Below are 13777 nucleotides of genomic sequence, written 5' to 3'. Positions count from 1 at the left end.
TTCCTATGTCCACGACCACCACCACGCATTCTCCCGCGCCTGACAACCTTTGGCAGGACGGCCTGTCCGAGACCGGCGACAACCGCGCACAGCGCGGCCGGCCCGACTGGACGGACGTCGTGTTCTTCCTGCTGTTGGCGGCGGGCGCCGGTTTCGCGCTGACGCGCTTCAGTGGCGCGATGGACTACTACGAGAAGATCATCCTGTGCGGCACGGTGCCAGTGCTGGCCTGGATGGGATGGCTGTGGCGTCCGCTGCGCCGTCTGATGGTGGCCTGTGCGATCGCGGCGGGTCTGGCGTTGATGCTCTACGGCAATGACCTGGCGCGGGCCGAGCAGGTGTTCTTCCTGAAATACCTGCTCTCGTCGCAGTCCGCCATCCTGTGGATGAGCGCGCTGTTCGCCCTGGCCATGGTGTGCTACTGGATCGGTTTCTTCAGTCCGACCGCGGCATGGCTGGGCACCGCCCTGACCTGGGGCGCGGTGTTCGCCGGCCTGACGGGGCTTCTGGTGCGCTGGCGCGAGGGCCATCTGATGGGCCCGGACCTGGGCCATATCCCGGTCAGCAACCTTTATGAAGTGTTCGTGCTGTTCGCTTTGATCACGGCCTTGTTCTACCTGTACTACGAGCGCAAGTACGCCACCCGCGCGCTGGGCGGTTTCGTGCTGCTGGTGGTGACTTCGGCGGTGGTGTTCCTGCTGTGGTATTCGTTCACGCGCGACGCCGGGCAGATCCAGCCGCTGGTGCCGGCGCTCAAGAGCTGGTGGATGAAGCTGCATGTGCCGGCCAACTTCATCGGTTATGGCACCTTCTCGCTGGCGGCGATGGTCGGCTTTGCCTACCTGGTCAAGCAGCATGGGCAGACTTCGTCGTGGCTCAAGCTGGCGCCGCTGTTCGTGCTGGGCGTGCTGTTGTGCGCCGAGCCCATGGTGTTCCGCACCGATGGCCTGTCGGCCACCTGGATGCTGTATTTCGGCATCGGCGCCGTGATCGTCGGCGCCATCCTGCTGGGGCGGCGCCGCATCGCCGCCGCATTGCCGCCGCTGGAGGTGCTGGACGACATCATGTACCGCGCCATCGCCATTGGCTTCGCCTTCTTCACCGTGGCGACCATCCTGGGCGCGCTGTGGGCGGCGGATGCCTGGGGCGCGTATTGGCAGTGGGACCCCAAGGAAACCTGGGCCCTGATCGTCTGGCTGAACTACGCAGCCTGGCTGCACATGCGCCTGATCAAGGGCCTGCGCGGCACGATGGCGGCCTATTGGGCGCTGACCGGCCTGTTGATCACCGGCTTCGCCTTCCTGGGCGTGAACATGTTCCTGTCGGGACTGCATTCCTACGGCCAGCTCTGATCGGGCTGGCAACGGCAAGAAGCCGCCGACGCCGAGGCGCGGCGGCTTCTTTTTCTGATGGACTCAGGGCAGGGTCGATTCGCCGCGCAGCAGGTCGTCCAGCGTCTCGCGCTGGCGCACCACGTGGTAGCGGTCGCCGTCGACCATGACTTCGGCGGCGCGGGGGCGGGTGTTGTAGTTGCCGGACATCGTCATGCCATAGGCGCCAGCCGATTCCAGCGCCAGCACGTCGCCCTGTTCGATGACCAGCGCACGCTGCCGCGCTAGCCAGTCGGCACTTTCGCAGACCGGACCGACGACGTCGTAGGTGATCGCATCGCCAGCGCGTGGCCGCAACGGCAGCAAGCCGTGCCAGGCGCCGTACAGCGCCGGCCGCAGCAGATCGTTCATGGCGGCGTCGACGATGGCGAAATTGCGCGCCTCGCCGTGCTTGAGGTATTGGACGGTGGTCAGCAGCAGGCCGGCGTTGCCCACCAGCGAGCGACCGGGTTCCAGCACCAGGCGCAAGTGGCCGTGACCGCGCGCCTGCAGGCGCTGGAACACGCCGTCCAGCAGGGCCTTGGGCGAGGGCGGCGTCTCATCGCTGTAGCGGATGCCGAGGCCGCCGCCCAGATCCAGGTGCGACAGGCGGATGCCGATGCTTTCCAGGTCGGCGACCAGGTCCAGCAGCTTCTCCAGCGCATCGAAATAGGGACCGATGTCGGTCAATTGCGACCCGATGTGGCAGTCCAGACCGGTGATTTCCAGGCCGGGCAGCAGGCGGGCACTGCGATAGGCGTCCAGCGCCGCCCCGATGGGGATGCCGAACTTGTTTTCCTTGAGACCGGTGGAAATGTACGGGTGGGTCTGCGCGTCGACGTCCGGGTTGACCCGTAGCGCCACCCTGGCGCGCCGGCCGGTTTCCTGGGCCACGTCCGACAGGCGCTGTAGCTCGGCTTCGGATTCGGCGTTGAAGCACATGACGCCGGCGTCCAGCGCCGCGCGCATCTCCCAGGCCTGCTTGCCGACCCCCGAGAAGACGATGCCGGAGGGATCGGCGCCAACGGCGAGGGCGCGCTTGAGTTCGCCGCCCGAGACAATGTCGAAGCCGGCGCCGAGACGGGCGAATTCCTTCAGGATCGCCAGGTTGGAGTTGGCCTTCATGCCATAGCAGACCTGCACGGGACGCTGGCCGATGGCGCTGTGGTAGGTGTTCCAGGCGGCGCGCAGCGCCGCGCGGGAATAGACGTAGAGCGGCGTTCCCAGTTTCCCGGCCAGATGGCCCAGCGGCACGTCTTCGGCGTACAGCACGTTGTTGCGGTACTGGAAGAACGGATGCCCGGCCAGTTCGGGCGGAACCGGGAACTCGGCGCTCATGGCAGGGAGGGCGCGGACGGTATTTGCGGCACCTGCGGCGTGGTCTGGCGCTGCCCCGGCGGGGGCGGCTTGCCATCAGGGGTGGGCATGTACAAAGGACCCTTGTAGCCGCAGGCCGCAACCATGCCTGCCAGCGCGAGCGTGGCTACAATGCGTAGGGACATGCGGCTGAATGCCAATTGGAACACTGGGAACTCCGTAATTCTTGCAGGCTCGATTATGACCGAATCCGAATTTCTTGCGTTGATCGACCAGGTGCTGGACAGCATCGAAAGCCAGGCCGATGACTGGGCGGCTTCGCTCGACGTCGACGTCGAAACCAGCCGCAGCGGCAATGTGCTGACCATGGTGTTCGAAGACAATACCCACGTGGTGGTGAACAGCCAGGCCGCCATGCAGGAACTGTGGGTGGCCGCGCGCAGTGGCGGTTTCCACTACCGCTACGACGGCCAGCACTGGACCGATACCCGAGGCGGCCCGAATCTGCCCGACGCGCTCTCGCAGATCTGTTCGGCCGCGGCCGGCGTGCCCGTCACGGTGCGCCTGTAGGCTCCGACGAGAAGGTCATCAGGCCTTCGGGCTTTGGCTTCTGACATCCAACTTCTGGGGGTCGGTTCAATTCGCCGGCCTTCTTCATTCCGTTCAGAACGGGATCTTCTGCGACCAGGGCTGGGCGCTTTGCGTGCCCACGCCTGGCGCCACCTTGATGCGGTTGTCTTCGCCGCTGTCGCTGTTCAGGCCATTCAGGAACTCGCCCAGCGTGTCGGCTTGTGGCAGGCCCAGGCGCGCAACGGCCTGGCCGGGCGGGAATTCCGAGAAGTAGTACTCGCCGTTCTCGACGATGATGCCGTCGGGGCGGGGGCGCGGCTTTTCTTCCGGCACGCCCTTTAGCACGTCCTGCATGTAGTCGACCCAGATCGGCATGGCCACGCCGCCGCCGGTTTCGCGCGAGCCCAGCGACTTGGGCTGGTCGAAGCCCAGCCAGGCGGTAGCCACCAGCGAAGGGGTGTAGCCCGAGAACCAGGCGTCCACCGATTCATTGGTGGTGCCGGTCTTGCCGGCGATGTCGTTGCGCTTGAGCAGCACCCGGGCGCGGGCCGCGGTGCCGTAGGTGGCCACGCCGCGCAGCACGTCGTCCATGATCCAGGCGGTGCGCGGGTCGATGGCGCGGGCCGCGGCGTCGCCGGCCACGACGGGTTTGGCCTGCATCACGATCTTGCCGCTGCTGTCGGTGACGCGGTCGATCAGGTAGGGAGTGACGCGGTAGCCGCCATTGGCGAATACCGAGAACGCGCCGGCCAGTTGCAGTGGGGTCACCGAGCCGGCGCCCAGCGCCAGCGGCAGCACCGCGGGCTGGCGCGCCTTGTCGAAACCGAAGCGGGTCAGGTAGTCCTGCGCGTACTGCGGGCCGATGGCTTGCAGGATGCGGATCGAGACCATGTTCTTGGACTTGTACAGGCCCTGGCGCAGCGTCAGCATGGGTTCGTACTGGTTGCCGTAGTTCTTCGGATTCCAGGCCTTGGAGCCGGTCTGCGCGGCCGTCAGTTCGAAGGGCTGGTCGGAGATCTGCGTGGCCGGAGTCAGGCCGCGCTCGAGCGAGGCGGCGTAGATGAACGGCTTGATGTTCGAACCGGGCTGGCGCCAGGCCTGCGTCACGCGGTTGAAATTGCCGCGGTAGAAGTCGAAGCCGCCGACCATGGCGCGGATCGCCCCGTCCTGCGGCGACAGCGCCACGAACGCCGCCTGCACCGACGGCATGTTGATGATTTCCCAGTTGTCGCCAAACTTGTGGATGTAGACCACCGAGCCGCGCTTGATGCGCTGCTCGGGCTTGGCCTTGTCATTGAGCGCGCGTGCCACCACGCTCAACACCTTTTTGTCGGTGACGGTGATGATCTCGCGCGAGCTGCGCGCCAGCTTCACTTCGGTGGGGCTGGCCGACAGTACCACCGCGGTCAGCAGGTCGCCGCTGTCGCTGAATTTGTCGAACACGCCGTCCAGGAACTCATCCAGGGCCTGCGGGTTGTTCTCGGTGCCGGGCGGCAGGTCGAGCTGTTCCTCGGGGCCGGGGTAGGGCGCGCGGCGGGTGTATTCCAGCACGCCTTCGCGCACCGCGCGGTAGGCCGCTTCCTGATCTTTGGAATGCACGGTGGTGTAGATATTGATGCCGCGCGAGTAGACGTTGTCCTGGTACACATTGAACAGCAACTGGCGCGCCAGTTCGGCCACATATTCACCATGGATGCTGTAGCCGCCGGCCGGCGTGCCTTCGGCCGACTTCATGACGATCTGCTGCGCCATCGCCTGCTTGTACTCGGGCTCGGTCAGGTAGCCCAGCGACAGCATGCGGCCCAGCACATAGCGCTGGCGCAGTTCGGCACGGGGGCGGTTGGAGATCGGATTGAAGCGCGAGGGCGCCTTGGGGATGCCGGCCAGCATGGCGGCCTCGGCCGGCGTGACCTCCGCCAGCGGCTTGCCAAAATAGGTGCGCGACGCGGCGGCGAAACCGTAGGCGCGGTGGCCCAGATAGATCTGGTTCATGTAGAGCTCAAGGATCTGGTCCTTGGAAAGCTCGGATTCGATCTTGAATGTCAGCAGCAGCTCGTAGAACTTGCGCGAGTAGGTCTTTTCGGACGACAGGTAGAAGTTGCGCGCCACCTGCATGGTGATGGTGCTGGCGCCCTGTGTCTTGGACATGTTGATCAGGTTGGTCAGGCCGGCGCGCACCACGCCGGTCCAGTCGATGCCGCCGTGCTGGTAGAAGCGGTCGTCTTCGGCCGCCAATACCGCGGACTTCATCACGTCCGGGATTTCATTGAAGCGCAGCACATTGCGGCGTTCTTCGCCGAACTCGCCGATCAGCACCTTGTCGGCCGTGTAGACGCGCAGCGGCACCCGCGGGCGGTAGTCCGTCATGGCGTGCAGGTCGGGCAGGTTGGGCCAGGCCAGTGCCAGCGCCATGCCGGCCAGCAGCACGCCGCACAGGAACAGGCCGGCAAACAAAATGCCGGTCTTGACGAAAAAACGCAATATCGGGGAACCGTTATTGGCGGACTTGTCTTTTTTGGAGGAATTCTGCGGCTTGCTCATCGCGGCGATTTTACGGGTATCTCCGATCCTACCTCAGCGTGGGGGACCGGTTTCTGTAACAAGATAGTTCAATGTGGCGCGCGGGCAACTTGGCGGCAGATGTGATAATGCCGTCATGAACTTTTCCGCTCACTCATGTCCGGAAGCTGACCCGGACCTGGCGCCCACCGGCGAGGCGCCCGAAAACCTGCCTTGCGCCTCGGAATGCGCAGGCAAGGCCGTGTCGCTGCCGCACGACCTGCCCGTCTTCCTGGTGGGCATGATGGGGGCGGGCAAGACGACCATCGGCCGTGGCCTGGCGCGTGCCCTGGGGCGCGAGTTTGTCGATCTGGACCATGAGCTCGAGGCGCGTTGCGGCGTACGGGTGCCGGTAATCTTCGAAATCGAGGGCGAGGCCGGTTTTCGTCGCCGGGAATCCGCCGCCCTGGAAGAGTGTACCCAACGGCGCAACATAATTCTCGCGACGGGCGGCGGCGCCATCCTGGCCGCCGAGAACCGGGCGCGCCTGCGCGAGCGGGGCATCGTGGTCTACCTGAAGGCCAGCGTGGACGAATTGTTCCGCCGTACCTGCCGCGACCGCAACCGGCCGCTGCTGGCCACCGCCGACCCGCGCGGCACCCTGCGGGACCTGATGACGCTGCGCGAACCCCTCTATAAGGAAGTCGCCGACCTGGTGGTGGAAACCGGCTCGATGCCGATCCACACCCTGGTCAAGGCGCTGCTGCCGCAATTACAAGCCTTCGAGAAGCACATATGAACGTTGTTGAGGTCGATACCCCGGGCGGACAGTACCCGATCCGCATCGCGCCGGGGCGCCTGGATGCCCTGGATGAGAGCATCCCCGCCGACGCCACCGCCATCGCGGTGGTGACCAACCCGACCGTGGCGGCGCTGTACGGCGAGCGCGCCGAAGCCGCCCTGGCGCGCACCGGCAAGCGGATGCTGCGCATCGAGTTGCCCGACGGCGAGTCGTACAAGGACTGGCAGTCGCTGAACCTGATCTTCGATGCCCTGTTGACCCATCGCCTCGATCGCCGCTGCGTGCTGGTGGCGCTGGGCGGCGGCGTGATCGGCGACATGACCGGCTTCGCCGCCGCGGTGTACATGCGCGGCGTGCGCTTCGTGCAGGTGCCCACAACCCTGCTGGCCCAGGTCGATTCGTCGGTTGGCGGCAAGACGGCCGTGAACCATCCGCTGGGCAAGAACATGATCGGCGCGTTCTACCAGCCGCTGGCGGTCGAGATCGATACCGCGGTGCTGGCCACGCTGCCGGCGCGCGAAGTGTCGGCCGGCCTGGCCGAAGTCATCAAGTACGGCCTGATCCTGGATCCGGAATTCTGGACCTGGTGCGAACAGAATGCGCAGAAATTGCGCAGCCTGGACCCGCAGGCCATCGCCTACGCCATCCGCCGCTCGTGCGAACTGAAGGCGCAGGTGGTGGGCAAGGACGAACGTGAGTCCGGCTTGCGCGCCATCCTGAACCTGGGCCATACCTTTGGCCATGCCATCGAGGCCGGCCTGGGCTACGGCGCCTGGCTGCATGGCGAGGCGGTGGGCTGCGGCATGGTGCAGGCGGCGGAACTGTCGGCCGACGTGGCGGATTTTCCGCGCGCCGACGTGGCCCGGGTGCGCGATCTGGTGGCGGCCATCGGCTGTCCGGTGGTCGCGCCCGACCTGGGGGCCGAACGCTGGCTCGACCTGATGCAGGTCGACAAGAAGACCGAGGGCGGCGAGATCCGCTACGTGCTCATGTCCCGCATCGGCGCAGCGATGATGCGGGCGGCGCCGGCCGATGCCGTGCGCGCCGTGCTGGCCCGAACCACTCAGTAACGACCACAGGAGAGACGGTGTCGCAGATGAAAGAACTGGCTTCCTATGCATCCGACCCGTCCCGATCGCGTGGCCGGTCGTATGCCGAACCCGCGCCGGAAAACCGCACGGAATTCCAGCGCGACCGCGACCGCATCATCCATTCCAGCGCATTCCGGCGGCTGGAATACAAGACCCAGGTCTTCGTGAACCATGAAGGCGACCTCTTCCGCACCCGGCTGACGCACAGCCTGGAAGTGGCGCAGATCGCGCGCACCCTGGCACGCAGCCTGGGGCTGTCGGAAGACCTGACCGAGGCCATTTCGCTGGCGCATGATCTGGGCCACACGCCGTTCGGCCACGCAGGCCAGGACGAGCTCAATGCCTGCATGCGCGAGCTGGCGCCCGAGGCCGGCGGCTTCGAGCACAACCTGCAGAGCCTGCGGGTGGTCGACGAGCTGGAAGAGCGCTATGCCGATTTCAACGGGTTGAACCTGTGCTTCGAGACTCGCGAGGGCATCCTGAAGCATTGCTCGGCGGCCCACGCGCGGCAACTGGGCGCGGTGGGCGAGCGCTTTCTGGCGCGCACCCAGCCGTCGCTGGAGGCGCAGATTGCCAATCTGGCCGACGAAGTGGCCTACAACAACCACGACATCGATGACGGCCTGCGTTCAGGACTCATTACGCTGGAACAGTTGCAGGGCGTGTCCATCTTCCAGCGCCATCACGCCGAGGTGCTGGCGCGCTACCCCGGCCTGGCGCCGCGCCGCGCGGTGGCCGAAACCATCCGCCGCATGATCAACACCCTGATCGGCGACCTGACGCAGACTTCTCTGGCGCGCATCCGCGACGCAGCGCCGGCCTGCGCCGACGACGTGCGCCGCGCGCCGCCGTTGGCGGGGTTTTCGGAGGGCATCCGGTGCGAGGCCGACGAACTGAAGAAGTTCCTGTTCGACAACCTCTACCGGCACTACCGTGTGCTGCGTATGACAACCAAGGCGCGCCGCATCGTGCGCGAATTGTTTGCGGCGTTCCTGGACGATCCGCGGCTGCTGCCGCCGGACTATCGGCGCGCGGCCTTCAACGACCAGGCCCGCGCCATCGCCGACTACATCGCCGGCATGACCGACCGCTATGCCATCCGCGAGCACCGGCGCCTGTTCGACATGAGCTAGGCGGGGTGCGCTGTGGTCATGCCGCGGCGCACGGACCCACCGGTATCAGCGATGCTTGCGGTAGGGTTCGTCGGCTTCGACGAAGGTGGCTTCGGCGCGCGCGTCGCGCATCCATTCCTGCATCGCCGGCAGCGCCAGCACCGCGTCCATGTAGTCGCGCACCGGGCCGGCGGCGGCGATGCCGTAGGTGACGAAGCGAGACACCACGGGGGCGAAGAACGCATCGGCGATCGAGAAGGCGCCGAACAGGAACGGGCCGCCCTGACCGAATTCCGCGCGCGTGTCCTGCCAGATGGCGTGCATGCGCGAAATCTCCTGGCGCGCGGCCTCGGGGATGTCGATGCCGGGCAGGTGCGCCTCGATGTTCATCGGCAGCGCCTGGCGCAGCGCGCCGAAACCGCTGTGCATCTGCGCGGTCAGCGAGCGGGCGCGGGCACGGGCGCGAGCGTCCTGCGGCCACAGGCGGGCCTCGGGATGTTGTTCGGCCACGTATTCGCAGATCGCCAGCGAGTCCCAGACCGCCAGGTCGCCATCCAGCAGCACCGGCACCAGTCCGGCCGGCGTGAGCGTTTCCAGGTGGCGGGCGAATGCCTCGGTGAACAGGCCAAGCTTCTGTTCGATGAAGGCGACGCCGGTGGCGCGCAGCGCGAGCCAGGGCCGCAGCGACCACGATGAGTAGTTCTTGTTGCCGATGATCAAGGTGTACATGCCGATTCCTCTCGTGACAGGCCCTGATTGCGCCGCGCCGTTCAGCCGCCGGGCGTGCGGCGCAGCAGTTTGCCGAGATAGTGTCCGGTGTGGCTTTCGGGCGTCGCCGCCACGTCTTCCGGCGTGCCTTGCGCCACCACCCGGCCGCCGCCGTCGCCGCCTTCCGGGCCCATGTCGACGAGCCAGTCGGCGGTCTTGATGACGTCCAGGTTGTGCTCGATGATGAGCACGGTGTTGCCGCTGTCCACCAGTTGGTTGAGCACCTGCAGCAGCAGTTCGATGTCGCGGAAATGCAGGCCGGTGGTGGGTTCGTCCAGGATGTACAGCGTGCGGCCGGTGCTGCGGCGCGACAGTTCCTGCGACAGCTTCACGCGCTGCGCCTCGCCGCCCGAGAGCGTGGTGGCGCTCTGGCCCAGCCGGATGTACGACAGGCCGACGTCGATCAGCGTGTGCAGCTTGCGCGCGATCGCCGGCACTGATTCGAAATACTCCAGCGCCTGCTCGACCGTCAGGTCCAGCACTTCGCTGATGTTGCGGCCGCGGTAGCGGATCTCCAGCGTTTCGCGGTTGTAGCGCTTGCCGTGGCAGACGTCGCAGGGCACGTACATGTCTGGCAGGAAGTGCATTTCCACCTTGACCACGCCGTCGCCCTGGCAGGCTTCGCAGCGCCCGCCCTTGACGTTGAAGCTGAAGCGGCCGGGATCGTAGCCGCGGGTGCGGGCCTCGGGCACGCCCGCGAACAGTTCGCGGATCGGGGTGAACAGGCCGGTGTAGGTGGCCGGGTTGCTGCGCGGCGTGCGGCCGATCGGGCTCTGGTCGACGCTGATGATCTTGTCGAAGTTCTCCAGGCCCTGCATCGCGGTGTAGGGGGCGGGTTCGCTCTGGGCATGGTGCAGCTGGCGCGATACCGCCACCGCCAGGGTGTCGTTGACCAGGGTCGATTTGCCCGATCCGGATACGCCGGTGACGCAGATCAGGCGGCCGGCGGGCAGGCGCAGGTCGACGTTCTTAAGGTTGTTGCCGCTGGCGCCCGTGAGCGTCAGCCAGGGCAGGTCGTCCGTGACGGGACGGCGCTGCGGGATGGCGATGGCGCGCTGGCCGCTCAGGTACTGGCCGGTGAGCGAGTTCGGGTCGCGCTGCACGGTCTCTGGATCGCCCTGCGCCACCACTTCGCCGCCGTGCTCGCCCGCGCCCGGCCCCATGTCCACGACCCAGTCGGCCATGCGGATCATGTCTTCGTCGTGCTCGACCACGATGACGCTGTTGCCCAGGTCGCGCAGGTGCTGCAGCGTGCCGATGAGGCGGTCGTTGTCGCGCTGGTGCAGGCCGATGGAGGGTTCGTCCAGCACGTACATCACCCCGGTCAGGCCCGAGCCGATCTGGCTGGCCAGGCGGATGCGCTGGGCCTCGCCGCCGGAGATGGTGTCGGCGCTGCGGTCCAGCGACAGGTAGTTCAACCCGACGTTGTTCAGAAAGCTCAGGCGCGCTTCGATCTCACGCACGATGCGCTGGGCGATCTCCTGTTTGGATCCGGTCAGAGTCAGGTCGCGGAACCACGCCAGGCAGGTCGAAAGCGGCATCGCTTCGACTTCATAGATGGCCTGGCCGTGGCGTTCGCCCCCGCGCGGGTCCTGGCCGATCAGCACGTTGCGCGCTTCCGGCCGCAGGCGCGAGCCGCCGCAGTCGGGGCAGGTCTTGATGTTGCGGTACTTGCCGAGTTCTTCACGCACCGTGGCCGAATCGGTTTCGCGCCAACGGCGCTCCAGGTTCGGGATCACGCCTTCGAAGGTGTGGCGCTTGACCGTGCTGCGGCCCTTTTCGTTCAGGTACAGGAACGAGATTTCCTCGTCGCCCGAGCCGTACAGGACCTTGTCGCGCAGCGCCTCGGGCAAGTCCTCGAAGGGCGCCTCGATATCGAATTCGTAGTGCGCCGCCAGGCTGGTCAGCAGCGAATGGGTGAACGCGTTGCGGCGGTCCCAGCCACGGATGGCGCCGGCTGCCAGGCTCAGCTCCGGGAAGGCGACCACGCGCTTGGGGTCGAAGAAGCCCACCTGGCCGATGCCGTCGCAACTGGGGCAGGCGCCCATGGGGTTGTTGAAGCTGAACAGGCGCGGTTCCAGTTCCGGCAGGCTGTGGCTGCAGACCGGGCAGGCGTAGCGGCTGGAGAATACCTGTTCGCGGCCGCCATCCATGTCCAGAGCCAGGGCGCGGCCGTCGGCCAACTGCAGCGCGGTTTCGAAGCTCTCGGCCAGGCGCTGCTTGCTTTCGGGCTTGATGCGCAGGCGGTCGATGACCACGTCGATGTCGTGCTTCTCGGTTTTCTTCAGCGGCGCCATGCCGTCGATTTCCGCTATCTGGCCGTCCACGCGCAGGCGCACGTAGCCCTGCGCCTGCAGGCTGGCGCATTCGTCCTCGAAGCTGCCCTTCTTGCCGCGCGCAATCGGGGCCAGCACCGCCAGGCGGGTGTCGGCCGGCCAGGACAGCACCGCGTCCACCATCTGGCTGACGCTCTGCGCCTGCAACGGCAGGCCGTGCTCCGGGCAATAGGGCGTGCCGACCCGCGCGTACAGCAGGCGCAGGTAATCGTGGATTTCGGTGATGGTGCCGACGGTGGAGCGGGGGTTGTGGCCGGCCGCCTTCTGTTCGATAGAAATGGCCGGCGACAGACCCTCGATCAGGTCGACGTCGGGCTTGTCCATCAGTTGCAGGAACTGGCGAGCATAGGCGGACAGGCTCTCGACGTAACGCCGCTGTCCCTCCGCGTAAAGCGTATCGAACGCCAGCGAGGACTTGCCCGAGCCGGACAGGCCGGTCACCACCACCAGCTTGTGGCGCGGCAGGTCCAGCGAGACGTTCTTGAGATTGTGGGTGCGGGCACCCCGAATGCGTATGGTCACGTCTATCGGGCTCTTTTAAGCAGTTGCAAAGGCCAACTTGGTACTATAGCGCGCCGAGTCCCCAGGCCATAGATCAGACCGCAAGCGCATGACAATTGCGCGGACCGGTCCCAGTCATTCTCGAAATTTCCGCATGCCGGCAGACACGAAACTGAAATTGACCTCATCCGAGCGCCGCGCCAGCGTGGCGCTGGCCGGTTTGTTCGCCGCGCGGATGCTGGGGCTGTTCCTGTTATTGCCGGTGTTCGCGGTTGCCGCCCGCGGCCTGCCCGGGGGCGACGACCCGGCCCGGGTCGGTCTGGCGCTGGGCATTTATGGCCTGACCCAGGCGGTCATGCAGATTCCCTTCGGGCTGGCTTCCGATCGTTGGGGGCGTCGTCCCGTGGTGTTGTTCGGCCTGCTGTTGTTCGTGGCGGGCAGTGTGGTCTGTGCGCAGGCCACCGACGTGTACTGGATCACCATCGGCCGCGCCATCCAGGGCGCGGGCGCCATATCCGCCGCCGTGACGGCCTGGCTGGCCGACGCCACCCGCGACGAGGTGCGTACCCGGGCCATGGCCATGGTGGGCGGTTCGATCGGCCTGTCGTTTGCGGCGGCGCTGGTGTTGTCGCCCGTGCTGGTGGGTTGGTGGGGGTTGCCGGGCCTGTTCTGGACCATTGCCTGTCTGGGCGTGGTCTGCCTGGCGGTGGCCGGCTGGGTGGTGCCGGTGGTGCCACGCACACGGGCGCGCAGCATGCAGGCCGCCCGGCCACGCGAGGTGCTTACCCAGGGTGACCTGCTGCGGTTGAATTTCGGTGTGTTCGTGTTGCACCTGATCCAGGTGTCACTGTTCGTGGTGGTGCCGGCGCTGTTGGCCAAGGTCGGCGGCCTGGACGCGCGCGAGCTATGGAAAGTCTATCTGCCGGTGATCCTGGTGTCGTTCGTGCTGATGGTGCCGGTGGTGTTCGTGGCGGAAAAGCGGCGTGCGCATCGGGGCGCGTTGCGCGCGGCCGTGGCTGGGTTGGCGCTGGTATGCGCGTTGCTGCCGGCCGCCAGCCATGGCTTCTTCACCCTGGCGGCGGCCCTGACCGGTTTCTTCGTGGCTTTCAACGTACTCGAAGCGCTCCAGCCGTCGCTGGTGTCGCGCGTGGCGCCGCAGGCCTATAAGGGCCTGGCACTGGGGTTCTACAACACGGCCCAGGCCGCTGGCCTGTTCACAGGCGGCGCGCTGGGCGGCTGGGTGGCCTCGCATTCGGGCGCCAGCGCCGTATTCATCGGCGCGGCCGTGCTGGCCGCGGTCTGGCTGGTCGTGAGTTGGGCGCTCAAGCCATTGGCGTGATACGCCCCGTCGGCGAAAGTCGCGGATCGCGCCGCCAACGGTGCCCAACAGCGGTGAAATCGTTTCCTGTGG

The 13777-nt window shown here is 66.6% G+C and carries 11 protein-coding genes; 6 read left to right on the top strand and 5 right to left on the bottom strand.

Going from position 1 to position 13777, the window contains the following annotated elements; translation table 11 throughout:
- The first annotated feature begins 5 nt into the window (after window positions 1-5).
- The gene (ccsB, locus tag AC6LKG_RS07610; RefSeq protein WP_498163770.1) at window positions 6-1352 is read left to right on the top strand and encodes a c-type cytochrome biogenesis protein CcsB; all 1347 of its coding nucleotides are present in this window, start codon (window positions 6-8) and stop codon (window positions 1350-1352) included.
- A gap of 63 nt (window positions 1353-1415) precedes the next feature.
- Here ccsB and lysA read toward each other — a convergent pair whose 3' ends face one another.
- Entirely contained in the window at window positions 1416-2708 is a 1293-nt protein-coding gene (gene lysA, locus AC6LKG_RS07605) for a diaminopimelate decarboxylase (RefSeq protein ID WP_498163769.1), read from the bottom strand.
- Window positions 2705-2872, bottom strand: coding sequence for an LPS translocon maturation chaperone LptM (gene lptM / locus AC6LKG_RS07600; RefSeq protein WP_498163768.1), 168 nt, complete (start codon window positions 2870-2872; stop codon window positions 2705-2707). The genes lysA and lptM overlap by 4 nt, the downstream gene beginning before the upstream one ends.
- Window positions 2873-2927: 55 nt before the next feature.
- Here lptM and cyaY point away from each other — a divergent pair, with 55 nt between their 5' ends.
- Entirely contained in the window at window positions 2928-3257 is a 330-nt protein-coding gene (gene cyaY / locus AC6LKG_RS07595) for an iron donor protein CyaY (RefSeq protein WP_498163767.1), read from the top strand.
- 93 nt (window positions 3258-3350) lie between these two features.
- Here cyaY and AC6LKG_RS07590 read toward each other — a convergent pair whose 3' ends face one another.
- Complete coding sequence (locus AC6LKG_RS07590) at window positions 3351-5798, bottom strand: penicillin-binding protein 1A (RefSeq protein ID WP_498163766.1); 2448 nt, start codon at window positions 5796-5798, stop codon at window positions 3351-3353.
- 115 nt (window positions 5799-5913) lie between these two features.
- On the opposite strand from AC6LKG_RS07590, the gene AC6LKG_RS07585 reads away from it, so the two are divergent.
- The 3 genes from AC6LKG_RS07585 to AC6LKG_RS07575 are packed head-to-tail and all read left to right on the top strand — an operon-like array spanning window position 5914 to window position 8782.
- Window positions 5914-6555, top strand: coding sequence for a shikimate kinase (locus tag AC6LKG_RS07585; protein ID WP_498163765.1), 642 nt, complete (start codon window positions 5914-5916; stop codon window positions 6553-6555).
- Window positions 6552-7628 carry a 3-dehydroquinate synthase gene (gene aroB, locus AC6LKG_RS07580; protein ID WP_498163764.1) on the top strand — a complete coding sequence of 359 codons (1077 nt, stop codon included), beginning with the start codon at window positions 6552-6554 and terminating at the stop codon, window positions 7626-7628. Before AC6LKG_RS07585 ends, aroB begins: the two co-directional genes overlap by 4 nt.
- Window positions 7629-7654: 26 nt before the next feature.
- The gene (locus AC6LKG_RS07575) at window positions 7655-8782 is read left to right on the top strand and encodes a deoxyguanosinetriphosphate triphosphohydrolase (protein ID WP_498163790.1); all 1128 of its coding nucleotides are present in this window, start codon (window positions 7655-7657) and stop codon (window positions 8780-8782) included.
- A gap of 45 nt (window positions 8783-8827) precedes the next feature.
- On the opposite strand, the gene AC6LKG_RS07570 is transcribed toward AC6LKG_RS07575, so the two are convergent.
- Both AC6LKG_RS07570 and uvrA read right to left on the bottom strand, forming a co-directional pair.
- Entirely contained in the window at window positions 8828-9490 is a 663-nt protein-coding gene (locus tag AC6LKG_RS07570) for a glutathione S-transferase family protein (RefSeq protein ID WP_498163763.1), read from the bottom strand.
- 41 nt (window positions 9491-9531) lie between these two features.
- Window positions 9532-12387: an excinuclease ABC subunit UvrA gene (uvrA, locus tag AC6LKG_RS07565; RefSeq protein WP_498163762.1), complete on the bottom strand. Its 2856-nt coding sequence runs from the start codon at window positions 12385-12387 to the stop codon at window positions 9532-9534.
- Window positions 12388-12520: 133 nt separating this feature from the next.
- Between uvrA and AC6LKG_RS07560 the strand changes: the two genes are divergently transcribed.
- A complete protein-coding gene (locus tag AC6LKG_RS07560; RefSeq protein ID WP_498163761.1) occupies window positions 12521-13705 on the top strand; it encodes an MFS transporter in 1185 nt (394 codons plus the stop codon).
- Window positions 13706-13777: the final 72 nt, after the last annotated feature.

The organism is Achromobacter sp. 46006 (assembly GCF_059761975.1).
Note: the sequence above shows the minus strand (reverse complement) of the source record. Positions and strands in the feature narration are given on the sequence as shown.

Excerpts from the sequence above, each read along its gene's own strand:
- cyaY (WP_498163767.1), top strand. The coding sequence starts at position 2,928 with ATGACCGAATCCGAATTTCTTGCGTTGATCGACCAGGTGCTGGACAGC.
- aroB (WP_498163764.1), top strand. The coding sequence starts at position 6,552 with ATGAACGTTGTTGAGGTCGATACCCCGGGCGGACAGTACCCGATCCGC.
- AC6LKG_RS07560 (WP_498163761.1), top strand. The coding sequence starts at position 12,521 with ATGCCGGCAGACACGAAACTGAAATTGACCTCATCCGAGCGCCGCGCC.
- AC6LKG_RS07570 (WP_498163763.1), bottom strand. The coding sequence starts at position 9,490 with ATGTACACCTTGATCATCGGCAACAAGAACTACTCATCGTGGTCGCTG.
- AC6LKG_RS07585 (WP_498163765.1), top strand. The coding sequence starts at position 5,914 with ATGAACTTTTCCGCTCACTCATGTCCGGAAGCTGACCCGGACCTGGCG.
- ccsB (WP_498163770.1), top strand. The coding sequence starts at position 6 with ATGTCCACGACCACCACCACGCATTCTCCCGCGCCTGACAACCTTTGG.
- AC6LKG_RS07575 (WP_498163790.1), top strand. The coding sequence starts at position 7,655 with ATGAAAGAACTGGCTTCCTATGCATCCGACCCGTCCCGATCGCGTGGC.
- AC6LKG_RS07590 (WP_498163766.1), bottom strand. The coding sequence starts at position 5,798 with ATGAGCAAGCCGCAGAATTCCTCCAAAAAAGACAAGTCCGCCAATAAC.
- lysA (WP_498163769.1), bottom strand. The coding sequence starts at position 2,708 with ATGAGCGCCGAGTTCCCGGTTCCGCCCGAACTGGCCGGGCATCCGTTC.
- lptM (WP_498163768.1), bottom strand. The coding sequence starts at position 2,872 with ATGTCCCTACGCATTGTAGCCACGCTCGCGCTGGCAGGCATGGTTGCG.